This window comes from Stenotrophomonas maltophilia group sp. P373 (genome assembly GCF_053295075.1).
This window is the reverse complement of the sequence record NZ_CM129994.1, coordinates 3003101-3028269: the sequence shown is the minus strand read 5'-3', so window position 1 is coordinate 3028269 and position 25169 is coordinate 3003101. Positions and strand designations below refer to the sequence as shown.

22 protein-coding genes and 3 tRNA genes are annotated in these 25169 nt (G+C 65.2%); 22 read left to right on the top strand and 3 right to left on the bottom strand.

All coding sequences use genetic code 11. The features are described from left to right. Position 1 precedes the first annotated feature (1 nt). Genes ACSYHF_RS14180 through ACSYHF_RS14170 form a run of 3 tightly spaced genes read right to left on the bottom strand, consistent with a single transcriptional unit; the run spans position 2 to position 3895 of the window. On the bottom strand, positions 2-859 hold the full coding sequence (locus ACSYHF_RS14180; protein WP_134955820.1) for a polysaccharide deacetylase family protein: 858 nt from the start codon (positions 857-859) through the stop codon (positions 2-4). Next, entirely contained in the window at positions 852-1997 is a 1146-nt protein-coding gene (locus ACSYHF_RS14175; protein WP_134955819.1) for a glycosyltransferase family 4 protein, read from the bottom strand. Before ACSYHF_RS14175 ends, ACSYHF_RS14180 begins: the two co-directional genes overlap by 8 nt. Positions 1998-2017: 20 nt before the next feature. Next, positions 2018-3895, bottom strand: a complete 1878-nt coding sequence (locus tag ACSYHF_RS14170; protein WP_447575748.1) for a sulfatase-like hydrolase/transferase — start codon at positions 3893-3895, stop codon at positions 2018-2020. A gap of 149 nt (positions 3896-4044) precedes the next feature. Here ACSYHF_RS14170 and ACSYHF_RS14165 point away from each other — a divergent pair, with 149 nt between their 5' ends. The 22 genes from ACSYHF_RS14165 (at position 4045) to nusA (ending at position 25125) form a co-directional block, all read left to right on the top strand. Next, entirely contained in the window at positions 4045-5022 is a 978-nt protein-coding gene (locus ACSYHF_RS14165) for an isopenicillin N synthase family dioxygenase (protein ID WP_049414703.1), read from the top strand. Between the two features lie 872 nt (positions 5023-5894). Beyond that, positions 5895-6650 carry a triose-phosphate isomerase gene (tpiA, locus tag ACSYHF_RS14160; RefSeq protein ID WP_447575747.1) on the top strand — a complete coding sequence of 252 codons (756 nt, stop codon included), beginning with the start codon at positions 5895-5897 and terminating at the stop codon, positions 6648-6650. A 31-nt stretch (positions 6651-6681) separates the two neighbouring features. Continuing rightward, positions 6682-7119 (top strand): preprotein translocase subunit SecG, encoded by a 438-nt coding sequence (gene secG, locus ACSYHF_RS14155; protein WP_005417938.1) that lies wholly within the window; start codon positions 6682-6684, stop codon positions 7117-7119. Between the two features lie 51 nt (positions 7120-7170). Further along, positions 7171-7255: transfer RNA gene (locus ACSYHF_RS14150), tRNA-Leu, on the top strand. A 111-nt stretch (positions 7256-7366) separates the two neighbouring features. Then, complete coding sequence (locus tag ACSYHF_RS14145) at positions 7367-7723, top strand: NADH-quinone oxidoreductase subunit A (protein ID WP_005417937.1); 357 nt, start codon at positions 7367-7369, stop codon at positions 7721-7723. Next, positions 7714-8268: a NuoB/complex I 20 kDa subunit family protein gene (locus ACSYHF_RS14140; RefSeq protein WP_005417936.1), complete on the top strand. Its 555-nt coding sequence runs from the start codon at positions 7714-7716 to the stop codon at positions 8266-8268. The genes ACSYHF_RS14145 and ACSYHF_RS14140 overlap by 10 nt, the downstream gene beginning before the upstream one ends. 33 nt (positions 8269-8301) lie before the next feature. Further along, complete coding sequence (locus tag ACSYHF_RS14135; protein WP_005410462.1) at positions 8302-9051, top strand: NADH-quinone oxidoreductase subunit C; 750 nt, start codon at positions 8302-8304, stop codon at positions 9049-9051. Then, a complete protein-coding gene (locus ACSYHF_RS14130; RefSeq protein ID WP_447575746.1) occupies positions 9048-10355 on the top strand; it encodes an NADH-quinone oxidoreductase subunit D in 1308 nt (435 codons plus the stop codon). Before ACSYHF_RS14135 ends, ACSYHF_RS14130 begins: the two co-directional genes overlap by 4 nt. 97 nt (positions 10356-10452) lie before the next feature. Continuing rightward, positions 10453-10980 (top strand): NADH-quinone oxidoreductase subunit NuoE, encoded by a 528-nt coding sequence (gene nuoE, locus ACSYHF_RS14125; protein ID WP_005410460.1) that lies wholly within the window; start codon positions 10453-10455, stop codon positions 10978-10980. A gap of 4 nt (positions 10981-10984) precedes the next feature. Beyond that, on the top strand, positions 10985-12325 hold the full coding sequence (gene nuoF, locus ACSYHF_RS14120; protein WP_005417934.1) for an NADH-quinone oxidoreductase subunit NuoF: 1341 nt from the start codon (positions 10985-10987) through the stop codon (positions 12323-12325). Continuing rightward, positions 12322-14556, top strand: a complete 2235-nt coding sequence (gene nuoG, locus ACSYHF_RS14115) for an NADH-quinone oxidoreductase subunit NuoG (protein WP_447575745.1) — start codon at positions 12322-12324, stop codon at positions 14554-14556. The genes nuoF and nuoG overlap by 4 nt, the downstream gene beginning before the upstream one ends. Further along, on the top strand, positions 14553-15647 hold the full coding sequence (gene nuoH / locus ACSYHF_RS14110; protein ID WP_065186670.1) for an NADH-quinone oxidoreductase subunit NuoH: 1095 nt from the start codon (positions 14553-14555) through the stop codon (positions 15645-15647). Before nuoG ends, nuoH begins: the two co-directional genes overlap by 4 nt. 3 nt (positions 15648-15650) lie before the next feature. Continuing rightward, positions 15651-16139 carry an NADH-quinone oxidoreductase subunit NuoI gene (nuoI, locus tag ACSYHF_RS14105; RefSeq protein ID WP_005417924.1) on the top strand — a complete coding sequence of 163 codons (489 nt, stop codon included), beginning with the start codon at positions 15651-15653 and terminating at the stop codon, positions 16137-16139. A 9-nt stretch (positions 16140-16148) separates the two neighbouring features. Continuing rightward, positions 16149-16805 (top strand): NADH-quinone oxidoreductase subunit J, encoded by a 657-nt coding sequence (locus ACSYHF_RS14100; protein ID WP_005417923.1) that lies wholly within the window; start codon positions 16149-16151, stop codon positions 16803-16805. After that, entirely contained in the window at positions 16802-17107 is a 306-nt protein-coding gene (nuoK, locus tag ACSYHF_RS14095; protein ID WP_005417921.1) for an NADH-quinone oxidoreductase subunit NuoK, read from the top strand. Before ACSYHF_RS14100 ends, nuoK begins: the two co-directional genes overlap by 4 nt. A 7-nt stretch (positions 17108-17114) precedes the next feature. Continuing rightward, on the top strand, positions 17115-19280 hold the full coding sequence (gene nuoL / locus ACSYHF_RS14090) for an NADH-quinone oxidoreductase subunit L (RefSeq protein ID WP_197598544.1): 2166 nt from the start codon (positions 17115-17117) through the stop codon (positions 19278-19280). A 23-nt stretch (positions 19281-19303) separates the two neighbouring features. Beyond that, a complete protein-coding gene (locus ACSYHF_RS14085) occupies positions 19304-20812 on the top strand; it encodes an NADH-quinone oxidoreductase subunit M (RefSeq protein ID WP_005410452.1) in 1509 nt (502 codons plus the stop codon). 15 nt (positions 20813-20827) lie between these two features. Beyond that, positions 20828-22288, top strand: a complete 1461-nt coding sequence (nuoN, locus tag ACSYHF_RS14080; RefSeq protein ID WP_065179770.1) for an NADH-quinone oxidoreductase subunit NuoN — start codon at positions 20828-20830, stop codon at positions 22286-22288. Positions 22289-22415: 127 nt separating this feature from the next. Continuing rightward, positions 22416-22492 (top strand) — tRNA-Met (locus tag ACSYHF_RS14075). An 82-nt stretch (positions 22493-22574) separates the two neighbouring features. After that, a tRNA-Met gene (locus tag ACSYHF_RS14070) sits at positions 22575-22651 on the top strand. 367 nt (positions 22652-23018) lie between these two features. Next, the gene (gene rimP / locus ACSYHF_RS14065) at positions 23019-23609 is read left to right on the top strand and encodes a ribosome maturation factor RimP (protein ID WP_005417913.1); all 591 of its coding nucleotides are present in this window, start codon (positions 23019-23021) and stop codon (positions 23607-23609) included. A 4-nt stretch (positions 23610-23613) separates the two neighbouring features. Next, entirely contained in the window at positions 23614-25125 is a 1512-nt protein-coding gene (gene nusA / locus ACSYHF_RS14060; RefSeq protein ID WP_005417911.1) for a transcription termination factor NusA, read from the top strand. Positions 25126-25169 lie beyond the last annotated feature (44 nt).

Here is a 25169-nt window from a genome sequence, read left to right as displayed (position 1 = left end):
CTCACGGCCCCGGCACCATCTTCTTCTGCCGTGCCTTGAAGCCATTGAACAGCGGTGCGATCAGCGGGTTGTAGCTCTGTGCGATGCGTTTTCGCAGCCAGCTCGCCGGGCGGTTGCGGATCGCGAAACGATAGATGCGCTCCGGGTCGCCGCCCACCACATTGCGTCCGAACGGGTGGGTGGTGTGCAGGTAGCGGAAGCCGTGCTCGCGCGCCACCTCGATGTGGTCCTGGTCGAAATCGCCGTAAGGCCAGCACAGCGTATCGGACACCTCGCCGAGCTTGTCCCGCAGGACTTCGCGCGAGACTGCCAGATCGTGGCTCAGGCCCGCACGGCGCTGTGCGCGGTCCAGGTCGTCGCGGCGCAGCCAGCGGGTGTGGGTATGGGTGTGGCAATGCACTTCGAAGGTGCCGGCGGCGATGGCCGCGCGCGCTTCGCTCCAGCGCATCATCACGTCGTCGCTGCGGTTCTGCTGGTAGATCGCCGCTTCGCAGCCGCGGTGGTCCGGCGTGGCAGGCAGCACTGCCCCGGCAAGCCCCGCATGGGGCCGCTCCGGGCCTTCGCCCATCCAGCCGGTGACCACGAACACCACTGCGTGCATGCCGTACTTCTGCAGGATCGGGTGCGCATACACCCAGTTGTCCAGGTAGCCATCGTCGAAGGTGATCACGATCGACTTGCGCGGCACCGGCTTGCCGGCCAGGAAACCGGCGTACTGGTCCAGTGTCAGCGAGGTCCAGCCGTTGCCGGCCAACCAGGCGATCTGGCTTTCGAAATTCTCCGGTGACACGGTGATCATGCCCGGCGACGGACTGACGTGGTGGTGCATCAGCACCGGTACGGTTCGGGCATCAGCCATGTCCCAGCTCCTTCAGCCACTGGCGGTAATAGTATTCGGTGGTCTCACCGTGGCCGTCGGGAGTGAACCGGTGCGCGCTGCGCATCCAGTCCCAGCCCGCGCGGCCCATCTGCCGCCGCCGTTCCGGATCGTCCACCAGCAAGCGCAGGGCGCCTGTCAGGGCTGCATTGTCGCCCAGCCGGGTGAGGATCGCATTGCTGCCATCGACCACCATTTCCGGCACGCCACCCACGCGCGTGGCCACGATCGGCACCCCGACATAGGCGGCCTCCAGGAACACGGTACCGGCCGCTTCCTTGTGCGACGCCAGCGCGAAGATGTCGAAGCCGGCCATCAGCCGGCACGCGCCGTCACGATAGCCGAGCAGGTGGACCTGCTGCTGCAGCCCGTGCTCGTCGCGCAGCGCCTGCAGTCGATCCATGACCGGCTGGCCATCGCCGACCACCACCAGGTGCAGGTTCGGGTGCGTCTTGCACAGCGGCACCATCGCCTGCAGCAGGTCGGCGTGGCCCTTGGGTTCGCGCAGCACCGCCACGCAACCGACCACGATGTCCTGTTCGCCGAAGCCGAGCTCGGCGCGCACTTCCGCGCGTACCTCCTGCAGGCATTGCCAGGGGTCGTCCTTGCGGATCTCGCTCCAGCGCGGCGGGACCGCGATGGGCGGCACGATACCGATGTGTTCGGCCGGAATGCCGCGCTCGGCCAGCAACTGCTTGACGAAGCTGCTGACGGTCAGCACCCGGTGCGGCAGGCCGGTATAGGTCAGCAGCGAGTTGACCGGGCTCATCAGGTGGCGCGAGCGCACCACCAGCGGCGTGCCGCCCAGGCGTGCGCCGGCGGCGGCGATCAGCGCGTCACGGCGGCTGGTGGTGTTGACCACGTCATAGCGTTCGCGGCGCACCAGGCGCGAGACCGACCAGATGCCGCGGAGCAGGCGCAGCAGGCCGCCCATGCGCAGGGTGTGCACGGTGAAACCGTCGTCGCGTGCCAGCTTGGCCAGTCGCGCTTCGGGCTGGCACAGCAGCGCCACCTCGTGGCCACGCGCGCGCATCACCTGCATGTGGCGGAAGATGTAGATCTCCTGCCCACCCATTCCCTTGGCGGCTTCGGTGTGCAGGATGCGCAGCGGACGGTTCATGCAGGATCGATCCTTGAGGGTCAGCGGTTGCGGAAGTGGGTCAGCGCTTCCCATGCAGTGCGTACGGCGGCCGCGTCGGGCGCCTGCTGTGACAGCGGCCGGTAGCGCAGGTCCAGAGCGGTGGCGTTGCCGAACTTGTCGAACACGTAGATCGCGTCGCCATGGCGTATCGCGCGCTGCGACCAGCTTTCGACCACCAGCGCACGCGGGCCCTGCGGTTCGGCCAGCAGGTCCTGGCCGGTGCTGTAATCGCTCAGCGCGTTCTCGCAACCCAGCGCGTGGCGCATCAGTGTCGGTACCCAGTCTTCGTGCGAGCTGGTGCGTGCGTCGTGGCCAGCGGCCCTGCCCGGCCAATGCAGCACGAACGGGACCTGCAGCTGGTAGTCGGAGAAGTTGCCGTTGTGGCCCCAATAGTTCAGCTTGAGGTCGTTGAACTCTTCGGCATGGTCGCCGGTGACCAGCACGATGGTGTCCTCGGCCAGGCCCTGTGCGCGAAGGTCGTCCAGCAGCGAGCCGATCAGGCTGTCTGCGTAGTGCACGGCGGTGCGGTAGCGGTTGAGTTCCGGCGTCGGGTCATGCTCCGGGCCGAATTTGAGGAAGTCGATGTCCGCAGCCATCGGCGTCGCCACGGGCGGGTAACCATCGGGCATGTGGTAGGGCGCGTGGGTGGAGTCGAGGAACACGAAGCCGAACCACGGGCGCTGCGCCGCCTGGCTGGCGCGGATGTCCTGCTGCAGTGCACTGATGATCGCGCGGTCGCGGCCGTCGGACTTCAGTGCCGATGGGCCCTGGTGCAGCTGGTCGCGCACATCGGCGAAAGCCGTGCGATCGAACTCCGGGCTGTACAACGGCGCACTGCCGTACAGGTGCAGGTCGTAGCCCTGCTGGCCCAGCACCTGGAACAGCTGCGAGCCGCGCTGCTCGTCGAGCATGCTTGGCCAGTAGCCACCGGGCAGGCCGTACAGCAGCCCGAACAGGCCGTAGCGGGTGGCATTGCCGGTGCTGAAGTGCTGGTCGAACACGCGCGCGTCCTGCGCCAGCGCCGACGTGTTGGGCATCAGCTGCGGTGTCAGCACGTCCTGGCGCAGCGATTCCAGCACCACCATCAGCACATTGGGGCGATGCGGGTTCTGGCAGCGCAGCGGGTGCAGTGGGTACTGCAGCTGCGCATGGCGCGGGTCGGGCAGGCCGGCCTGCTGCTGGCTGACCACGCCCAGGCGCCGCATGAAGCTCTTGGCGGTGATCGGTTGCGCCCACGGCAGGTAGTTCCACTGCGCGATCACTTCGCGGTCGCCGCGGGCGTCGTAGTAGGCGGTGGCGACCTGGCCGCCGGCCATCAGAAGCGCGACCGCTGCCCACGCCTGCAGCACCCGTCGCCGGCGCGGCGCTGCCGGCAACAGCTTCCAGCACGCCCAGGCCAGCAGGCCTTCGGCGGCGAAGACCGCGGCGACCAGCAGCGCGACCTGCAGCCAGGTCTTCCAGGACAGGGCGACCTGGTCCTGCAGGGCGCCGCCGAACACCATGTTCACGACCATGGCGTTGAGGTGGAAGCGGTACAGGGTGAACACCTTGGCGTCGACCAGCAGCAGGCACAGCCACAGGCCCTGCAGGAGAACGGCACTGATGCTCAGCGTACGGGCAGTGCGTGGCCACAGCCCCAGCAGCAACGGCAGCAGGCCGGCCAGCGCACCGAACGCGAGCAGGTGGCCGGGCAGGGCGATGGCGAGGTAGGCCAGGCCCGCGCTGCCGCCTGGATTGTCCCGCAGCGGCACGTTGCCCAGTGCGATCGCCGCAGCCAGGGCCGCATTGCCGGCGACGAACAGCGACCACCAGGCCAGCCGGCGCCAACGCCGGGTGGAACCTTCAAGGGCGGGTGCGGCAGGGGCGGCTGCGGACATGGCGGTGCGGATTCAGGGAGCGGCAAAGGGGCGGGCCCAACGTGACGGAAGCGTTAATCCGCGCGCGGGTCGCGCATTGTATCGGTTTGTTTCTTCGTATCGAGTGGCGTCCCCCGGGCGATCTGTCACAATGTTCAGGCGGGCCATGAATGCGCTGGCCCCCCAGACCCAATGACAAGCCAGGAACCGCTGTGAGCCAGATCCCCACCCTCGACATCACCCGTTTCGACAGCGACCGCGAGGCCTTCGTGGCCGAGCTGGGCGCGGCCTATCGCCAATGGGGATTCGCGGGCATCCGCAACCACGGCATCCCGCAGGCCGACATCGACGCGGCCTACGATGCCTTCAAGGCCTTCTTCGCCCTGCCGGAAGAGGTCAAGCGCAAGTACCACGTGCCTGGCAGCGGCGGCGCCCGTGGCTATACCCCCTTCGGCGTGGAGACCGCCAAGGGCTCCAAGCACTTCGACCTGAAGGAGTTCTGGCACATTGGCCGCGAGATCGCCGACGACTCCAAGTACCGTGACGTGATGGCGCCGAATCTATGGCCGACCGAAGTCGAGGGCTTCCGCGAGCGGGGGTACGGCCTGTACCAGGCGCTGGACAACCTGGGGTCGCGCGTGCTGTCGGCGCTCGCCCTGCACATCGGCCTGCCGGAGAATTTCTTCGCCGACAAGACCAACTTCGGCAATTCGATCCTGCGCCCGATCCACTACCCGCCGATCACCACCGACGACATCCCGAACGTTCGTGCCGGTGCTCATGGCGACATCAACTTCATCACCCTGCTGGTGGGTGCCAGTGCCGCGGGCCTGGAAGTGCAGTCGCACGACGGCGAGTGGGTGCCGTTCACCTCGGACGCGGACACGATCGTGGTCAACATCGGCGACATGCTGCAGCGCCTGACCAACCATGTTTATCCGTCGACCATCCACCGCGTGGTCAATCCTCCGGGCGAGCTGGCGCGCCAGCCGCGCTACTCGGTGCCGTTCTTCCTGCACCCGAACCCGGACTTCCTGATCGACGTGCTGCCCTCGTGCATCACCCCGGAGAACCCGAGCCGGTACCCGGAGCCGATCACCGCCCACGGCTTCCTCGAGGAGCGCCTGCGCGAGATCAAGCTGAAGTAAAGAAAAGTGAGGCCGCCGAAAGGCGGCCTTTTTCTTTGCAGGGCTGTGCCCTGCACCCGCGGTAGTGCCGGCCGCTGGCCGGCAAGCCCAAAGCCAAGGCGGCTCTGGATTCGTGCCGGTTGAGCGGGGCGGTGTGGGTTGGCAGGACACGCCGTGAACCCCCAGACCGGCCCAGCCGCTGGCGGCTGTGCGTTCGGGCGCTTGCGAAGCAGTGCTTCGCAAGCAAAGCGCCCTCACCCCTGGGGGCTCGATGGCGCCTTGCTCGTGTGCGCTGTCCTGCGCACACGGCAAGACCGGGGTTGGGCGTCCTGCCCAACCCGCCCGAGGCATGCCTCGGGCCCATGGCGCCAACGGTCCTGCCAACTCACACCGCCCCACCCCCGACAGCTTCCCGGTGACGGCGGGTAAATCGCGATTCCCGGTGTGTATCGACCTTGGTCGACACGGTAGATCCACGCCATGCGTGGATGAGATCTCTCGGATCGAAGTGGGGCAGGGGGTTGGTCCAGCCAGCATCAACCCGGAATGCAGCTTTTGCCTTTGCTCTTGTTCTTCTTTTTTCTTTCCGTGGCGGGCGGAACCGCCGGACTGTGTCAGAGGCCGGGCGGGTGGGGCTGCGCAGGGGCGTGAGCCGCATGGATGCGGCGATCGAGCTTACATGGACGTACTTGCAGCGCCCCCTGCGCAGTCCTACCCGCCCGGCCAAGCCCCAGATCTAGCCGGGCTCTCCGCGACCACCCAAACCCCGCCCCCCCCTCCGCCACGAGGGGCTGCGCCGTTGGCTGAAAATCCATGTAACCGCTTACAAGGAAACGGATTTTTGCCGCAACGGGTATCATGACCGGCTGACTTCACACAGGAGCCACCCGCTCATGCGCCGCAAGATCGTCGCCGGAAACTGGAAGCTGCATGGCAGCCGTCAATTCGCCAATGAACTGCTGGGGCAGGTGGCCGCCGGGCTGCCGCTGGAGGGCGTGGACGTGGTGATCCTGCCCCCGCTGCCGTACCTGGGCGAGCTGGTCGAGGACTTCGGCGCGACCGGCCTGGCCTTTGGCGCACAGGACGTGAGCAGCAACGAGAAGGGCGCCTACACCGGCGAAGTCTGCGCGGCCATGCTGGTCGAGGTCGGGGCCCGCTATGGCCTGGTCGGCCATTCCGAGCGCCGCCAGTACCACCATGAAAGCAGCGAGCTGGTCGCGTGCAAGTTCGCCGCTGCCCACCATGCCGGCCTGGTCCCGGTGCTGTGCGTGGGTGAGACCCTGGAACAGCGAGAGGCCGGGCAGACCGAAACGGTCATCGCCAGCCAGCTGGCGCCGGTACTGGAACTGGTCGGTGCGGCCGGTTTCGCCAACGCCGTGGTCGCCTACGAGCCGGTCTGGGCCATCGGCACCGGCCGTACCGCCAGCAAGGAGCAGGCGCAGCAGGTGCACGCGTTCATCCGTGGCGAAGTCGCGCGTATCGATGCTAGAATCGCCGATTCACTGCCCATTGTTTACGGCGGTAGCGTGAAGCCCGACAATGCCGGGGAACTGTTCGCGCAGCCGGATGTCGATGGTGGGCTGGTCGGCGGCGCCTCCCTGGTGGCCGCGGACTTCCTGGCCATCGCACGGGCGGCGGCCGCGAACTAATCCTAGAAGTATTGTCCGAGGGCGGTTTCCAATGCTGATGTTGATCCTCAATGTCGTCTACGTGCTGGTCGCTGTGGCCATGATCGCGCTGATCCTGATGCAGCGTGGCTCGGGTGCGGCGGCAGGTTCGGGCTTTGGTGCTGGTGCCTCGGGTACGGTGTTCGGTGCGCGTGGCGCCTCGAACTTCCTGTCCAAGTCGACCAAGTGGCTGGCTGTCGTGTTCTTTGGCATCAGCCTCTTCATGGCCTGGTATGCCGGTCACGGCACCCGTCCGGCAGCCGACCAGGATCTGGGTCTGATGTCCGCCCCGGCAGCGGCTGCTCCGGCGGCTCCGGCGGGCGAGCTGCCGGCCGTCCCGAAGGCCGATGCGGTCCCGGCAGCCCCGGTTCCGGCCGCGAATGTGCCGGCTCAGGCGGAATCTTCGGTTTCTGGTGAAGAAAAGCCTTCAGAAGGCTCCCAGAAAGACTGAAGCCGGTTACAATACGCGGCGCATCGGAAAGATAGTCTGATGTGATCGTTTGCCCAGGTGGCGGAATTGGTAGACGCACTACCTTGAGGTGGTAGCGACGCAAGTCGTAGGGGTTCGAGTCCCCTCTTGGGCACCATTTGTAAGTAAAGCGGGTTCGTCTGGCGCGCAAGGCGCCAGGCAGGTTCCCGTCCACTCCCCCATGCCAAAGCGCCTGCAGGCGCGGCGGCAGAGGCAAGAGAGAATCGCTGTGCTGGCCGAATATTTGCCGTCTCTGCTGTTTCTGATCGTTGCCACCGGTATCGGCGTTACGCTGATGCTGGTTGGTCGATTCCTCGGTCCCCGCCGCCCCGATCTGGAAAAGCTGTCGCCGTATGAGTGCGGCTTCGAAGCCTTCGAAGACGCGCGCATGAAGTTCGACGTGCGCTACTACCTGATCGCGATCCAGTTCATCGTCTTCGACCTGGAAATCATCTTCATCGTGCCGTGGACCCAGGTCTTCATGGAACTGGGCGCCCGTTCGCTGGTCACCATGGGCCTGTTCGTCGGCATGCTGTTCCTCGGTTTCATTTACGTCTGGAAGAAGGGAGCGCTGGAATGGGAGTGATTCAGACTCTCGATGGCCTCATGAACAACCCGTCGCCGGAAGGCCGGGTTGATGACATCCTGCGGCCGGAAGGCGACAACCCGCTGCTGGAAAAGGGCTTCGTCACCACCAGCGTCGACGCACTGCTGAACTGGGCGCGCACCGGCTCGATGTGGCCGATGACCTTCGGTCTGGCCTGCTGCGCGGTCGAGATGATGCATGCCGGCGCCGCGCGCCTGGACCTGGACCGCTACGGCGTGGTGTTCCGCCCGTCGCCGCGTCAGTCCGACGTGATGATCGTGGCCGGCACCCTGGTCAACAAGATGGCCCCGGCGCTGCGCAAGGTCTACGACCAGATGCCGGACCCGAAGTGGGTCATCTCGATGGGTAGCTGCGCCAACGGTGGCGGCTACTACCACTACTCCTATTCTGTGGTGCGCGGCTGTGATCGCGTGGTGCCGGTGGACGTCTACGTCCCGGGCTGCCCGCCGACCGCCGAGGCGCTGGTGTACGGGATCCTGCAGCTGCAGAAGAAGATCTGGCGTACACAGACCATCGCCCGCTGACCCCTTCACCTGACTAGAGCGCGCCAAGCCCCCATGGCAGAGCAAGCATCCTTCATCGACCGACTCTCCGCACGTTTCGCTGGTGCGAAGGTCATCGTGGTCGAACCCCGCGGCGAAGTGACGCTGGAAGTGCCTGCCGCCGAGTGGCACGCCACCGCCCTGGCGCTGCGTGACGAGTTTGGTTTCGAGCAGGCCGTGGATCTGTGCGGCGTCGACTACCTCGGTTATGGCTCCGACGAATGGGACACCGCTGACGTGTCCTCGCAGGGCTTCAGCCGAGGCGTCGAAGGCAAGGCCCAGGGCCGCTTCGCGTGGGGTGAGTTCCCCACCGAGGAAAACGGTGCCGACGGTGCCCGCCCGCAGCACATGCCGACCCAGCGCTTTGCGGTGGTCGCGCAGCTGCGTTCCTACCAGCACAACCTGATGATGCACCTGCGCTGCTTCGCCCCTGACGAAGCACTGCCGGTGGTGTCCTCGCTGACCGGCATCTGGCCGGGCCTGAACTGGTTCGAGCGCGAGGCGTTCGACCTGTACGGCGTGATCTTCGAAGGCCACCCGGACCTGCGCCGGATCCTGACCGACTACGGTTTCGTCGGCCATCCGTTCCGCAAGGACTTCCCGCTGATCGGCAATGTCGAAGTCCGCTACGACGAAGAAAAGAAGCGCGTGATCTACGAACCGGTCACCTCGGTGGAGCCGCGCGTCGGCGTGCCGCGCGTGATCCGCGACGACGCCCGTCTGCAGACCGCAGAAGGTGAGCGCGCGCAGGAGGCAGTGAAGTGAGCCACGTACAGCAGGCCGGCGAAGCATTCGCCAGCAACGCCGCCGAGAGCCGGCAGGAAATCCGCAACTACACCATGAACTTCGGCCCGCAGCATCCGGCCGCTCATGGTGTGCTGCGCCTGATCCTGGAAATGGACGGTGAAACCATCATGCGCGCCGACCCGCACGTGGGTCTGCTGCACCGTGGTACCGAGAAGCTGGCCGAGTCCAAGCCGTTCAACCAGTCGATCGGCTACATGGATCGCCTGGATTACGTGTCGATGATGTGCAACGAGCACGCGTACGTGCGCGCGATCGAGACCCTGATGGGTATCGAGGCGCCGGAGCGTGCCCAGTACATCCGCACCATGTACGATGAAATCACCCGCATCCTCAACCACCTGATGTGGCTGGGCTCCAACGCGCTCGACCTGGGCGCGATGGCGGTGATGCTGTACGCCTTCCGCGAACGCGAAGAGCTGATGGACTGCTACGAAGCGGTTTCCGGCGCGCGCATGCACGCGGCGTACTACCGTCCGGGCGGTGTCTACCGCGACCTGCCGGACCACATGCCGAAGTACAAGGAATCGCGCTGGCACAAGGGCAAGGCGCTGAAGCAGCTCAATGCTTCGCGCGAAGGCTCGCTGCTGGACTTCCTGGAGAACTTCACCGTCGAGTTCCCCAAGCGCATCGACGAATACGAAACCCTGCTGACCGACAACCGTATCTGGAAGCAGCGTACCGTCGGCATCGGCGTGGTCACTCCCGAACTGGCCCACCAGTGGGGCATGACCGGCGTGATGCTGCGCGGCTCGGGCATTGCCTGGGACCTGCGCAAGAAGCGTCCGTACGCCAAGTACGATGCCGTCGATTTCGACATCCCGCTGGGCAAGGAAGGCGACTGCTACGACCGCTATCTGGTCCGCGTTGCCGAAATGCGCGAATCCAACCGCATCATCAAGCAGTGCGTGGCGTGGCTGAAGGCCAACCCGGGCCCGGTGATGGTGAAGAACTTCAAGGTCGCTCCGCCCAGGCGCGAGGACATGAAGGACGACATGGAAGCGTTGATCCACCACTTCAAGCTGTTCAGCGAAGGCTACTGCGTGCCGGCCGGCGAGACCTACTCGGCGGTGGAAGCCCCGAAGGGTGAATTCGGCTGCTACCTGGTCTCCGACGGCGCCAACAAGCCGTTCCGCGTGCACCTGCGTGCGCCGGGCTTCGCCCACCTGTCCTCGATCGATTCGGTCGTGCGCGGCCACATGCTGGCTGACGTGGTGGCGATGATCGGCACCTACGACCTGGTGTTCGGCGAGGTTGACCGGTAATGCCGTCCGCCACGCCAACGCCCGCTGCAGGCAGCCGGCGCAAGCCGGCGCCGCAGTTTCTGGAATTTCACGTTATGCATTTCGCTGAGGTCGGCCGATGAAGGCGACAGGTAATTTCGAGGCGGCGCGCGACGTCGACCCGATGGTGGTGCTGAGCGACAAGACCCGCGCTCACATCGATCACTGGCTGTCCAAGTTCCCGCCGGACCGCAAGCGCTCTGCCGTGCTGCAGGGCCTGCATGCGGCCCAGGAGCAGAACCAGGGCTGGCTGACCGACGAGCTGATCGCCGGCGTGGCCAAGTACCTGGACCTGCCGCCGGTGTGGGCCTACGAGGTCGCCAGCTTCTACTCGATGTTCGAGACCGAGAAGGTGGGCCGCAACAACGTGGCCATCTGCACCAACATCAGCTGCTGGCTCAATGGCGCCGAGGACATCGTGCGCCATTGCGAGAAGAAGCTGGGCATCAAGCACGGTGAATCGACCCCTGACGGCCGCGTCTACCTCAAGCGCGAGGAAGAGTGCCTGGCCGGCTGCGGTGGCGCGCCGATGATGGTCATCAACGGTCACTACCATGAGCGTCTGACCCTGGAAAAGGTCGACGAGCTGCTGGACGGGCTGGAGTAAGGGCATGGCACATCACCACGAATCCAAGGGTCCGGTCGGCCCCGCGCCGCTGCCGCACCAGGTGGTCTATACCACCCTGCATTACGACACCCCGTGGTCGTACGAAAGCTACCTGAAGACCGGTGGCTACGCTGCCCTGCGCAAGATCCTCGAAGAGAAGATCCCGCCGGAGCAGGTCATCGAGATGGTCAAGGCCTCGGGCCTGCGCGGCCGCGGTGGCGCAGGCTTCCCGACCGGCCTGAAGTGGTCGTTCATGCCCAAGGGCAACATGCAGAAGTACATCCTCTGCAACTCGGACGAATCCGAGCCGGGCACCTGCAAGGATCGCGACATCCTGCGCTACAACCCGCATTCGGTCGTGGAAGGCATGGCGATCGCCTGCTACGCCACCGGTTCGACCGTGGGCTACAACTACCTGCGCGGTGAATTCCACCACGAGCCGTTCGAGCACTTCGAGCAGGCCCTGGCCGACGCCTATGCGAACGGCTGGCTGGGCAAGAACATCCTCGGCAGCGGCGTGGACATCGACATCTACGGCGCGCTGGGCGCCGGCGCGTACATCTGCGGCGAAGAAACCGCGCTGATGGAATCGCTGGAAGGCAAGAAGGGCCAGCCGCGTTACAAGCCGCCGTTCCCGGCCAACTTCGGCCTGTACGGCAAGCCGTCGACGATCAACAACACCGAAACCTACGGTTCGGTGCCGGCGATCATCCGCAACGGCCCGGAGTGGTTCAAGGGCCTGAGCCTGACCGCCAACGGCGGCCCGAAGTGCTTCTCGGTGTCCGGCTGCGTGCAGAACGGCGGCAACTTCGAAGTACCGCTGGGCACCACCTTCGACGACCTGCTGGAAATGGCCGGTGGCCTGCGTCCGGGCCGCAAGCTCAAGGGCGCGATCCCGGGCGGCGTGTCGATGCCGGTGCTGACCGCGGCCGAACTGAAGGGCCTGCCGATGGACTACGACACCATCCGCGCACTGGGCTCCGGCCTGGGTTCGGGCGCGATCGTCGTGCTCGACGACAGCGTCTGCTGCGTCAAGTTCGCCTGCCGCATCAGCCAGTTCTTCCACAAGGAATCCTGCGGCCAGTGCACCCCCTGCCGCGAAGGCACCGGCTGGATGCACCGCGTGCTGGAGCGCATCGTCGCCGGCAAGGCCACGATGGAAGACCTGCACCAGCTGAAGGCAGTGGCCGGCCAGATCGAAGGCCACACCATCTGTGCGTTCGGCGAAGCGGCTGCATGGCCCATCCAGGGCTTCCTGCGCCAGTTCTGGGACGAGTTCGAGTACTACATCGTCAACGGTCATTCGATGGTTGACGGCAAGAAGGTGGAGGCAGCCGCTGCATGAGCGCGCAACCCGTAAATCCGAGCGTCCCACCCGATCACGTCACTATCGAGATCGATGGCAAGTCGCTGGTCGTGCCCAAGGGCTCGATGATCATCCAGGCCGCTGACAAGGCCGGCATCTCCATTCCGCGCTTCTGCTATCACGAGAAGCTGCCGATCGCCGCCAACTGCCGCATGTGCCTGGTGGACGTGGAGAAGTCGCCGAAGCCGGCGCCGGCCTGTGCCACCCCGGTGATGGACGGCATGAAGGTCGCCACCCGCAGCGAAAAGGCGCTGAAGTTCCAGCGCTCGGTGATGGAGTTCCTGCTCATCAACCACCCGCTGGACTGCCCGATCTGCGATCAGGGCGGCGAGTGCGAGCTGCAGGACGTGTCGCTGGGCTATGGCCGTTCGGTCAGCCGCTTCAACGAGCGCAAGCGCGTGGTGCCTGACGAGGACATGGGTCCGCTGGTCGCCACCGAGATGACCCGCTGCATCCAGTGCACCCGCTGTGTCCGCTTCACCGCCGACGTTGCCGGTACCTACGAACTGGGTGGCATGTACCGCGGTGAGAACCTGCAGATCGGTACCTTCGACGGCAAGCCGCTGACCACCGAGCTGTCCGGCAACGTCGTCGACGTCTGCCCGGTCGGCGCGCTGACCAACAAGGTGTTCCAGTTCCGCGCCCGCCCGTGGGAACTGACCGCGCGCGAGTCGCTGGGCTATCACGACGCGATGGGTTCGAACCTGTTCCTGCACGTGCGTCGCGGCGAAGTGCTGCGCACCGTGCCGCGCGACAACGAAGCCGTGAACGAGTGCTGGCTGTCCGACCGTGACCGCTACTCGCACCAGGGCCTGTACAGCGAAGACCGTGCGGTCGAGCCGCTGCGCAAGGTCAATGGCGAGTGGAAGGAAGTGAGCTGGGCCGAAGGCCTGGCCGCGGCCGCCGAAATCCTCAAGGCCAACCAGGGTGACAACCTGGGCGTGCTGGTGCACCCGTCGACCTCGAACGAGGAAGGCGCACTGCTGGCCCGCCTGGCCAAGGGCCTGGGCTCGGGCAACATCGACCACCGCATCAACAACCGCGATTTCTCCGACGCCGCAACCGCCGAAGTGTTCGGCCTGCCGCTGGCCGAGATCGAGGGCGCCGACCGCATCGTGGTCCTGGGCAGCAACATCCGCCACGAACTGCCGCTGCTGCACGCTCGCCTGCGCAAGGCGCAGACCACCAAGGGCGCGAAGATCCACGTCGTCAATCCGGTGGACTTCGACTTCGCCTTCAGTGTCGCCGGCAAGCAGATCGTTGCCCCGTCGAAGTTCGTCGACGCGCTGGCCAACGCCGAGCTGCGTTCGGCAGTGCAGGGCGGCAACAACACCGTGCTGATCGTTGGTGGCATCGCCGAGAACCACCCGCAGGCTGCCGCGATCCGCGCTGCCGCGCGTGACTTCGCTGCCGCTACCGGTGCCAAGCTGTGCCGCATCCCGCAGGGCGCCAACGCCGTTGGCCTGACCCGCGTCGGCGTGCTGCCGGCTGGCAAGGACGTCGCCGCGATGCTGGCGCAGCCGCGCCAGGCCTACGTGGTGTACGGCCTTGAGCCGGGCCTGGACTTCGCCGACGCCCCGGCCGCCCGCAAGGCGCTGGCCGGTGCGCAGGTGGTGGCCTTCAGCCAGTTCGCCTGCGCCTCGACCCGCGACGTTGCCGACGTGATCCTGCCGATCGGTGCGCTGCCGGAAATCGATGCCACCCTGACCAACCTCGATGGTCGCGAGCAGTCGGCCCGTGCCGGCGGCAAGCTGCCGGGCGAGGCCCGCGAAGGCTGGCGCGTGCTGCGCGCACTGGGCGGCGACATGGCGCTGGCCGGCTTCGACTTCACCGACCTGGCCGGCCTGCGTGCCAGCCTGGCCCCGGTGTCGGTCACCGTCGCTGCTTCGGCGCAGCCGGCAGTTGCCGGTGAAGGCCTGGAAGTGGCTTCGACTGCCGCGATCTACCGCACCGATGCGGTGGTCCGTCGCGCGCCGGCACTGCAGTCGCATCCGCTCAACAACGCCCCGCGCATCGTGCTGAACGCAGAAGATGCCGCTCGCCTGCAGCTGCAGGAAGGGCAGATGGCCAAGGTCGGCACCGACGCCGGCAAGGCCACCCTGCCGGTGGTGGTCGACGCCCGCGTCGCTGCGGGTTCGGTCTGGATTGAATCGGGCCACGGCGCGACCGCGCCGCTGGGTGCCGCTCGCGTATCGGTGGTGGCTGCATGAACGAATTGCTGTTGAACGCGGTCGACCCGCTGCACCAGTGGCTGCTGGGCCTCGGTGACATCGGCGCGCTGATCTGGATCATCCTGAAGATCCTGGTGATCGCCGTGCCGGTGATCATCTCGGTGGCCTTCTACGTGGTCTGGGAACGCAAGCTGATCGGCTGGATGCACGTCCGCCACGGCCCGATGTACGTGGGCATGGGCATCTTCCAGGCCTTCGCCGACGTCTTCAAGCTGCTGTTCAAGGAAGTGGTCCAGCCGAGCAGCGCCAACAAGGCGATCTATCTGCTGGCCCCGCTGATCACCCTGGCCCCGGCCTTCGCGGCCTGGTCGGTGGTGCCCTTCGATTCGCAGATCGTGCTGTCCAATGCCAACGCCGGCCTGCTGTACCTGCTGGCGATGACCTCGCTGGGCATCTACGGCATCATCCTGGCCGGTTGGGCATCGAACTCGAAGTACGCGTTCCTGGGTGCCATGCGCGCCTCGGCGCAGATGATCAGCTACGAAATCGCCATGGGCTTCGCCCTGGTCGGCGTGATGATCGCCTCGGGCAGCCTGAACCTGAGCAACATCGTCGCTGCGCAGGCCGGCAGTTCCGGCTTCTTCGACTGGTTCCTGCTGCCGCTGTTCCCGCTGTTCGTCATCTACTGGGTGTCGGGCGTGGCTGAAACCAACCGCGCGCCGTTCGACGTGGTGGAAGGCGAGTCGGAAATCGTTGCCGGCCACATGGTCGAGTACTCCGGCGGCGCCTTCGCCCTGTTCTTCCTGGCCGAATACGCGAACATGATCCTGATCAGCTTCCTGATCTCGATCTTCTTCCTGGGCGGCTGGCTGAGCCCGGTCCAGGGCTGGGTCGATTTCGGCAATGTCTCGCCGCTGGTCGACTGGATCTGGAAGGGCGGTGCACCGTGGTTGTTCGTCAAGGTGTTCTTCTTCGCCAGTGCCTACATCTGGTTCCGTGCCAGCTTCCCGCGCTTCCGCTATGACCAGATCATGCGCCTGGGCTGGAAGGTCTTCATCCCGCTGGCCATTCTGTGGATCGCGGTTACCGCCGTCATGGTGTTCTTCGGCGTGATTCAAAAGGGCGTCTAAGTGATGAACAGGATTACCCATTACTTCAAGAGCCTGCTGCTGCTCGAACTGCTGGCCGGCCTCTGGCTGACGCTGAAGTACAGCTTCAAGCCGAAGTACACGATGATGTACCCGATGGAGAAGTTCCCGCAGTCGCCGCGCTTCCGTGGCCTGCACGCCCTGCGCCGTTATCCCAACGGCGAAGAGCGCTGCATTGCCTGCAAGCTGTGTGAAGCGGTGTGCCCGGCGCTGGCCATCACCATCGACTCGGCCAAGCGCGAGGACGGCACCCGCCGCACCACCCGCTACGACATCGACCTGTTCAAGTGCATCTTCTGCGGCTTCTGCGAAGAAAGCTGCCCGGTGGACTCGATCGTCGAAACCCACATCCTCGAGTACCACTTCGAGAACCGTGGCGAAAACATCGTTACCAAGCCGCAGCTGCTGGCCCTTGGCGACCGTCTCGAGTCCGAGATCGCCGAGCGTCGTGCCGCCGATGCCGCTTACCGCTGAGGTCGAGAGATGGATTGGGTAAATATCGCTTTCTGGGTGTTCGCCATCGCGGCAACGGTTTCGGCCGGTGCGGTGATCAGCGTGCGCAACCCGGTTCACGCCGTGCTCTGCCTGGTGCTGACCTTCTTCTCCATTGCCTGCGTGTGGCTGCTGGTGGGGGCCGAGTTCCTCGGCGTGGCCCTGGTGCTGGTCTACGTCGGCGCGGTGATGGTGCTGTTCCTGTTCGTGGTGATGATGCTGGACATCGACCCCACCAAGCTGCGTGAGGGCTGGGTGCGCTACCTGCCGGTCGGCCTCATCGTCGCGGTGGCGATGCTGGCGCAGATGCTGATCCTGATCGGCGTCAAGGCACGCTCGGTCACGCCGTTCCCGGCCGACAACGCCGCTGCGGTCGCCGCCGACAGTTCCAACATCACCTGGCTGGCACGCACGCTGTTCACCGAGTACCTGCTGCCGTTCGAGTTCGCCGCCGTCATCCTGACCGTGGCCGTGGTTGCCGCCGTGATGCTGACCCTGCGCCGCCGTACCGGCGTCAAGAGCCAGAACCCGGGCGAGCAGACCATGGTCAAGGCCGGCCAGCGCCTGCGCATGGTCAAGATGGGTGCCGAAGCACCGGTCGTGCACAGCAACAGCAAGCCGGCCACCGGCGAGGAGACCCAGCCGTGATTACCCTTGGCCACATCCTTGCGCTTGGCGCGGTGCTGTTCGCCATCAGCCTGGCCGGCATCTTCCTCAACCGGAAGAACGTCATCGTCCTGCTGATGTCGATCGAACTGATGCTGCTGTCGGTGAACATCAACTTCGTCGGCTTCTCGCGCCAGCTGGGCGATCCGTCCGGCCAGCTGTTCGTGTTCTTCATCCTGACCGTCGCCGCCGCGGAAGCCGCCATCGGCCTGGCGATCCTGGTGACCCTGTTCCGTACCCGCCGCACGATCAATGTCGGCGAAGTCGATTCGTTGAAGGGCTGATCCACAGATGGAAATCACTCTCTCCAAGAGTCTGTTGATCGCAGTGGTGCTTGCGCCGCTGTTCGGCAGCATCATCGCCGGCCTGTTCGGTCGCCAGGTCAAGCGCTTCGGCGCGCAGACCATCACCATCCTCGGCGTCGCGGTGGCCTGCGGCCTGTCGATGTACACGCTCTACCAGCTGCTGTGGGGCGGCGCACAGCCGTTCAACCAGAACATCTACACGTTCTTCGAAGTCGGCCAGTACTCGGCCCACGTCGGCTTCATGGTCGACAAGCTGACCGCGATGATGATGGTGGTGGTGACCTTCGTGTCGCTGCTGGTCCACATCTACACGATCGGCTACATGCAGGACGATCCAGGCTACCAACGGTTCTTCAGCTACATCTCGCTGTTCACCTTCTCGATGCTCACCCTGGTGATGAGCAACAACTTCCTGCAGCTGTTCTTCGGCTGGGAAGCGGTGGGCCTGGTGTCGTACCTGCTGATCGGCTTCTGGTTCAAGCGCCCGACCGCGATCTTCGCCAACATGAAGGCGTTCCTGGTCAATCGCGTCGGCGACTTCGGCTTCCTGCTCGGCATCGCCGGCGTGCTGTGGGTGTTCGGCACCCTGGACTACTCGCAGGTGTTCTCGCAGGCCGGCATGCTGGCTGATCCGCGCGCCCAGCTGCAGATCTGGGACGGCACGATCCTGGGCATGCAGCTGCTCAACGAGCCGGTGATCTGGTCGATCGCTACCGTCATCTGCATCTGCCTGTTCATTGGTGCCATGGGCAAGTCGGCCCAGGTCCCGCTGCACGTGTGGCTGCCCGACTCGATGGAAGGCCCGACCCCGATCTCGGCACTGATCCACGCCGCGACGATGGTGACCGCCGGTATCTTCATGGTCACCCGCATGTCGCCGCTGTTCGAGCTGTCGCAGACCGCGCTGAACTTCGTGCTGTTCATCGGTGCCACCACCGCGTTCTTCACCGGCCTGATCGGTATCGTGCAGAACGACATCAAGCGCGTCGTCGCGTACTCCACGCTGTCGCAGCTGGGCTACATGACGGTTGCACTGGGCGTGTCGGCCTACTCGGCAGCCGTGTTCCACCTGATGACCCACGCCTTCTTCAAGGCGCTGCTGTTCCTGGGTGCCGGCTCGGTCATCATTGCCATGCACCACGAGCAGGACATGCGCAAGATGGGTGGCCTGCGCAAGTACATGCCGATCACCTTCATCACCATGTGGATCGGTACGCTGGCACTGGTGGGTACGCCGTTCTTCTCCGGCTTCTACTCGAAGGACACCATCATCGAGGCCGCCGAGCTGCACGCGCACCTGTCCAACAACTGGGTGGCCACCTACGGCTACTGGGCGGTGCTGGGTGGCGTGATCGTCACCAGCTTCTACAGCTTCCGCCTGCTGTTCCTGACCTTCCATGGCAAGGAGCGTTTCCGCGACGTGCATCATGACGATCATGGTCACGGCCATGACGCTCACCACGCCGCCGACGCCCACCACGGCGATGCGCATCACGATGACCACGGCCATGGCCACGGTCCGCATGAGCCGCACGAAACCCCGTGGGTGGTGACCTTGCCGCTGATCCTGCTGGCCATCCCGTCGATCGCCATCGGTTTCTTCAGCATCGGTCCGATGCTGTACGGCACCGACTGGGCCGGCCACCATGCCCACGATGCCATCAAGGGCCAGGCGCATACGTTCTTCACCGGAATCGTCGACTTCTACGATCCGGCCAAGAACACCATCGGCTTCCTGGGTGAGGAGTTCCACGGCCCGGTCGCCTTCGCGCTGCACGGCATGATGGCTCCGGCGTTCATGCTGACCGTTGCGGGCTTCCTGCTGGCCGCACTGTTCTACCTGTGGAAGCCGGACCTGTCGGGCAAGGCACGCAAGGCCTTCGCTCCGCTGGTGTCGGTGCTGGAAAACAAGTACGGCTTCGACAAGCTGTGGATCGATGGCTTTGCCGGTGGCAGCGTCAAGCTGGGCAAGGTCTCGCGCTGGATCGACAGCAACATCGTCGACGGCGTGGTCAATCTCTCGGCACGTGTTGTGGACGTTGCAGCCGGCGTGCTGCGTCGTACCCAATCCGGTTTCCTCTATCACTACGCCTTCGCGATGATCATCGGCCTGATTGCCCTGCTGGGCGTGCTGATGCATTACCTGCGTTGATGACCTGTACGGAATAAGAAGACGTGTCGAACTGGCCTCTACTCAGTGTCCTCATCTGGCTGCCGATCATCGGTGGCGCCCTGATCCTTGCGATCCGTGATGCGCAGACCGCCCGCTGGGCGTCGCTGGGCGTAGCGGTGCTGACGTTCGTGGCGAGCCTCTCGCTGCTGAGCGGCTACAACGCGGGCATCGACGGTCTGCAGTTCGTCGAGACCCATGCCTGGATCCCGGCGTACAAGATCGGCTACAACCTGGGCGTGGACGGCATTGCCGTGGCGCTGATCCTGCTGACCACCCTGGTCAGCGTGCTTGCCCTGATCGGCGCCTGGAGCGCCATCGACAAGCGCGTGAACCAGTACGTGGCGGCTTTCCTGATCCTGGAAGGCGTCACGGTCGGTATCTTCGCGGCGACGGACGCGATGCTGTTCTACGTGTTCTTCGAGGCGATGCTGATCCCGATGTTCCTGATCATCGGTGTCTGGGGCGGCCCGCGTCGCATCTACGCTGCGCTGAAGTTCTTCCTGTACACCTTCCTCGGCTCGGTGCTGATGCTGGTGGCACTGATCTACCTGTACATGAAGGGCGGCAGCTTCCAGCTGGCCGACCTGTATGCACTGCCACTGTCGGCCAAGGAACAGACCTGGATCTTCTTCGCGTTCCTGATCGCCTTCGCGGTCAAGGTGCCGATGTTCCCGGTCCATACCTGGCTGCCGGACGCCCACGTGGAAGCGCCGACCGCCGGTTCGGTGATCCTGGCCGCCATCGCCCTGAAGATCGGTGGCTATGGCTTCCTGCGCTTCAACCTGCCGATCGTCCCGGACGCGTCGCAGGAATGGGCCTGGCTGGTGATTGCGCTGTCGTTGATCGCAGTGATCTACGTTGGCCTGGTCGCCCTGGTGCAGGACGACATGAAGAAGCTGATCGCCTATTCGTCGATCGCGCACATGGGCTTCGTCACCCTGGGCACCTTCATTGCCCTGTGGCTGGTCCGTGAAGCCGGCAACGCCGATGCCGCCCGCCTGGGCCTGCAGGGCGCCATGGTGCAGATGATCTCGCACGGCTTCGTCTCCGGCGCGATGTTCTCCTGTGTCGGCGTGCTGTACGACCGCATGCACAGCCGCCGCATCGCCGATTACGGCGGCGTGGTCAACGTGATGCCGTGGTTCGCCACCTTCGCCATGCTGTTCTTCATGGCCAACGCGGGCCTGCCCGGTACCAGCGGTTTCGTTGGCGAGTTCATGGTCATCCTGTCGGCCTTCCAGCGCAATCCGTGGATCGCGCTGGGCGCGGCCACCACCCTGATCATCGGCGCCGCCTACACCCTGTGGCTGTACAAGCGCATCTTCTTCGGTGAAGTGGCCAACAGCCATGTTGCCGAACTGAAGGACATCAACGGCCGCGAATGGCTGGTGCTGGGCGTGTTCGCCATCGGCGTGCTGGCCCTGGGCATCTATCCCAAGCCGCTGACCGACCTGATGGAGCCCTCGATCGCGAAGCTGGCGATGCAGATCGCATCCAGCAAGCTGCTGTAATTCCAGGATTTGATGATGACCACCTCGCCGCTGCTGCCATTGACCGCCGCTGACCTGCCACCGCTCGCTCCCGAGCTGGTGCTGATCGGCAGCGCCTTCGCCCTGATGATCCTCGACCTGTTCGTCAGCAACCGGAACAAGATCGTCACCCACCTGTTCTCGCTCGCTGCGCTGGCCGTGGTGCTGTTCATGCTGGTCACCGGCGTGGGCGGGCAGGGCGAGGTCTTCCATGGCATGTTCGTGCGCGATACCGCCGCGGACGTGATGAAGACCGGGATCGTGCTGCTCAGCGGCCTGACCCTGGTCTACGGCTGGCGTTACCTGCGTGACCGCAACCTGTTCCAGGGCGAGATCCCGGTGCTGATCCTGTTCGGCACCGCCGGCATGATGATCCTGGTGTCGGCCGGCAGCCTGCTGATGGTCTACCTGGGCCTGGAACTGCTGGCGCTGTGCTCCTACGCCCTGGTCGCCAGCAACCGCGAAAACGGCCTGGCCTCGGAAGCGGCGATGAAGTACATCGTGCTCGGCTCGCTGGCCTCTGGCCTGCTGCTGTACGGCATGTCGCTGATCTACGGCGCTACCGGCAGCCTGCACCTGGACGTCATCCGTGACGCCATCCCGCACTCGGAAGAGCGCGTGCTGCTGATCACCGGTGCGGTGTTCATGATCGCCGGCGTCGCCTTCAAGCTGGGTGCCGCACCGTTCCACATGTGGCTGCCGGACGTGTACCAGGGTGCCCCGGCACCGATCGCACTGTTCATCAGCTCGGCGCCGAAGCTGGCCGCCTTCGGCATGGCCTACCGCCTGCTGGAAATGGGCGTGGGTCCGCTGTCGACCGAACTGCAGCTGCTGATCGCCGGCCTGGCCGCAGTCTCGCTGGTCATCGGCAACCTGATGGCCATCGCGCAGAGCAATCTCAAGCGCATGCTGGCGTTCTCCACCGTCTCGCACATCGGCTTCCTGCTGATGGGCATCGCCGGTGGTGGCGCACAGGGCTATGCCGCTGCGCTGTTCTACGCACTGGCCTACGCCATCATGTCGACCGCCGCCTTCGGCGCGATCATCGCGCTGTCGCGTGCCGGCTTTGAAGCCGAGAACATCGAGGACTTCAAGGGCCTCAATGCCCGCAACCCGTGGATGGCCGGCCTGGTGCTGTGCATCATGGCGTCGCTGGCCGGCATCCCGCCGTTCCTGGGCTTCTGGACCAAGCTGGCGGTGCTGGGCGCGGCCGTCAACGGCGGCCTGCTGTGGCTGGCCATCCTGGGCGTGCTGTGCGCCGTGGTCGGCTGCTTCTACTACCTGCGCGTCATCAAGGTCATGTACTTCGATGAGCCGGTGGGCGAGGCCATGCCGCGCAACAACGACCGCGTGCTGGGTGTGGTGCTGGGTGTCAATGCCCTGGCGCTGCTGGCCCTGGGCCTGGCCTGGAACCCGATCATGGTCTGGTGCCAGCAGGCATTTGCGCATCTTGCATGAAAGTTGACACAAAGCTGCGCGCTTCGTGTAATATGCGCAGCCTGAGTTGTCACTGCAGCGGTTCAGCCAGAACATCGTTGCGGTAGCCCCCCTCGCAAGAGCAGGGCAGCAGTTCAAACACTTCCGGTGCGGGGTGGAGCAGTCTGGCAGCTCGTCGGGCTCATAACCCGAAGGTCGCAGGTTCAAATCCTGCCCCCGCTACCAACTTCGGATCGGCGCCAACCGATTTGATGAATGAGGGGAGGCTTGCAGTTTTTGGAGCAACCGCTCATAATTCCGCTTCTGATGCGGGGTGGAGCAGTCTGGCAGCTCGTCGGGCTCATAACCCGAAGGTCGCAGGTTCAAATCCTGCCCCCGCTACCAAGTAGAGAAATCGCCTTCGAAGTGCTGCTTCGAGGGCGTTTTTCTTTGGGGTCTGCGTCGTTTCTGCGTGATCGGGGTCAGATCCCTTTTCCCGTGGAAAAGGGATCTGACCCCAGGTCCGCACCTTGCACCAGCGCGGTGCAGCCGCTATCATCAGCGGCCTAGCAGTACCCCTGAAGGCGGCCTCCCAGCGGGAGTCCGGACCCGGAAGGAGGGCCGCAACCGGCAGGCAATGCAGGTTGCAACCGGAATCCAGTCACCGGAGTCTTTCCGGAAAAGGGGCCCAACGGGCCCTTTGTCGTTTCCGGGGCGTCATGTTTCCACGCCGGCCAAGGCCGGCACCCAACCATAGAGATCAAGGCAGGCTGTGAGCGACAAGGCAACCGACATCGCGAATCTGCTCGCCCCGACCGTTGTGTCGCTGGGCCTGGAGCTGCTGGGCGTTGAGTATCTGCCGGCCCCCGGCGGTGCGACCCTGCGCCTTTACATCGACGTGCCGCTGGCTGAACAGCCCGAGCGCATCATCAATGTCGACGACTGCGAGCGGGTCAGCCGCGAAGTCTCGGCGCAGCTGGACGTCGAAGACCCGATCAGCGGCAATTACACGCTGGAAGTGTCCTCGCCGGGCGTGGACCGCCCGCTGTTCAACCTGGAGCAGTTCGGCCGCCACCAGGGTGAATCGGCCAAGGTCACGCTGAAGCTGCCGCAGGACAACCGTCGTCGCCTGCAGGGCCGTATCGAAGCGATCGACGAGGCTGCGGGCACCATCACCTTCATCGTCGACAAGGCTGAAGTGGTCGTGTCGGCCGACAACATCGACAAGGCACGGATCATGCCCGACTGGGTGGCGCTGGGGCTGGCCCCGAGCAAGCCGACCGGTCCGGCACCGAAGCGTCCGAAGCCGAACACGAATTCTTCTTCCAACGAGCCGGCGGCAAAGAAGCCGCGCGCGGAGTGAGCCAATGAGCAAGGAACTGTTGCTGGTAGTCGACGCAGTCGCCAACGAGAAGGGCGTGCCGCGTGAAGTGATCTTCGATGCCATCGAGGCCGCCCTGGCCTCGGCAGCGAAGAAGCGCTATCCCGAGGAGGAAGTGCTGACCCGCGTGGTCATCGACCACAAGGATGGCAGCTACGAAACCTTCCGGCGCTGGGAAGTGGTGGCCGATGACGTGGTGATGGAATCGCCGGATCGCCAGATCCGCCTGATGGACGCCGTCGACGAGGCCGAAGGCGTCGAGGTCGGCGACTACATCGAAGAGCAGATCGAGAACCCGGACTTCGGCCGCATCGCTGCCCAGGCCGCCAAGCAGGTCATCGTCCAGCGCGTGCGCGAAGCCGAGCGCCAGCAGGTCGTGGATGCATGGAAGGATCGCGTGGGTGAGCTGATCACCGGTGTGGTCAAGCGCGCCGAGCGCGGCAACATCTACGTCGATCTCGGTGGCAATGCCGAAGGCTTCATTCCGAAGGACAAGGGCATTCCGCGCGACGTGCTGCGTGCCGGCGACCGCGTGCGCGGCTACCTGGCCGAAGTGCGCTCGGAGCCGCGTGGCCCGCAGCTGTTCATCAGCCGCGCCGCGCCGGAGTTCATGATCGAGCTGTTCAAGCTGGAAGTGCCGGAAGTCGGCCAGGGCCTGGTGGAAATCAAGGCCTGCGCCCGCGATCCGGGCGACCGCGCCAAGATCGCCGTGCTGGCCCACGACCAGCGCACCGATCCGATCGGTGCCTGCATCGGCATGCGCGGTTCGCGCGTCCAGGCCGTGTCCAACGAGCTCAATGGCGAGCGCGTGGACATCGTGCTGTGGAACGACAACCCGGCCAACTTCGTCATCAACGCGATGGCGCCGGCTGAAGTGCAGTCGATCATCGTCGATGAGGACAAGCACTCGATGGACCTGGCCGTTGCCGAAGACCGCCTGGCCCAGGCGATCGGCAAGGGCGGCCAGAACGTGCGCCTGGCCAGCCGCCTGACCGGCTGGCAGCTCAACGTGATGACCCAGGACCAGGTCACTGCCAAGTCGGAGGCCGAGCAGGCTGCCGCCCGCCAGCTGTTCATGGACAAGCTGGAAGTGGACGAGGAAATCGCCGGCATCCTGGTCAGCGAAGGCTTCGGCACCGTCGAGGAAATCGCATATGTCCCGGTCGGCGAACTGCTGGCCGTGGAAGGTTTCGACGAGGACATCGTCGAAGAGCTGCGCGCTCGTGCCCGCGATGCGCTGCTCAATGAGGCCCTGGCAGTCGAGGAAGGCCTTGAAGACGGCCAGCCGGCGCAGGACCTGCTGTCCCTGAAGGGCATGGACGAAGCCACTGCATATGCGCTGGCCGGCCACGGCGTGCGTACCAGCGAGGACCTGTCCGACCTGGCCGCCGACGAGGTCATGGACTTCGGCATCGAAGGACTGGATCAGGCGCGCGCCGCTGCGCTGATCCTGGCCGCCCGTGCCGAGGAGATCGCCCGACTGGAACGCGGCGAATGAGCCGGCAATGAACAGGGCCCTGAGCCGCTCAGGGCGTAGAATCC

Coding starts and splice junctions, on each gene's coding strand:
- ACSYHF_RS14170 (WP_447575748.1), bottom strand. CDS start 3,895: ATGTCCGCAGCCGCCCCTGCCGCACCCGCCCTTGAAGGTTCCACCCGG.
- nuoI (WP_005417924.1), top strand. CDS start 15,651: ATGAACAGGATTACCCATTACTTCAAGAGCCTGCTGCTGCTCGAACTG.
- ACSYHF_RS14165 (WP_049414703.1), top strand. CDS start 4,045: ATGCGCTGGCCCCCCAGACCCAATGACAAGCCAGGAACCGCTGTGAGC.
- ACSYHF_RS14140 (WP_005417936.1), top strand. CDS start 7,714: ATGGGAGTGATTCAGACTCTCGATGGCCTCATGAACAACCCGTCGCCG.
- nuoE (WP_005410460.1), top strand. CDS start 10,453: ATGAAGGCGACAGGTAATTTCGAGGCGGCGCGCGACGTCGACCCGATG.
- ACSYHF_RS14175 (WP_134955819.1), bottom strand. CDS start 1,997: ATGAACCGTCCGCTGCGCATCCTGCACACCGAAGCCGCCAAGGGAATG.
- nuoL (WP_197598544.1), top strand. CDS start 17,115: ATGGAAATCACTCTCTCCAAGAGTCTGTTGATCGCAGTGGTGCTTGCG.
- ACSYHF_RS14100 (WP_005417923.1), top strand. CDS start 16,149: ATGGATTGGGTAAATATCGCTTTCTGGGTGTTCGCCATCGCGGCAACG.
- ACSYHF_RS14135 (WP_005410462.1), top strand. CDS start 8,302: ATGGCAGAGCAAGCATCCTTCATCGACCGACTCTCCGCACGTTTCGCT.
- nuoH (WP_065186670.1), top strand. CDS start 14,553: ATGAACGAATTGCTGTTGAACGCGGTCGACCCGCTGCACCAGTGGCTG.
- nusA (WP_005417911.1), top strand. CDS start 23,614: ATGAGCAAGGAACTGTTGCTGGTAGTCGACGCAGTCGCCAACGAGAAG.
- secG (WP_005417938.1), top strand. CDS start 6,682: ATGCTGATGTTGATCCTCAATGTCGTCTACGTGCTGGTCGCTGTGGCC.
- ACSYHF_RS14180 (WP_134955820.1), bottom strand. CDS start 859: ATGGCTGATGCCCGAACCGTACCGGTGCTGATGCACCACCACGTCAGT.
- nuoN (WP_065179770.1), top strand. CDS start 20,828: ATGACCACCTCGCCGCTGCTGCCATTGACCGCCGCTGACCTGCCACCG.
- tpiA (WP_447575747.1), top strand. CDS start 5,895: ATGCGCCGCAAGATCGTCGCCGGAAACTGGAAGCTGCATGGCAGCCGT.
- nuoG (WP_447575745.1), top strand. CDS start 12,322: ATGAGCGCGCAACCCGTAAATCCGAGCGTCCCACCCGATCACGTCACT.
- nuoF (WP_005417934.1), top strand. CDS start 10,985: ATGGCACATCACCACGAATCCAAGGGTCCGGTCGGCCCCGCGCCGCTG.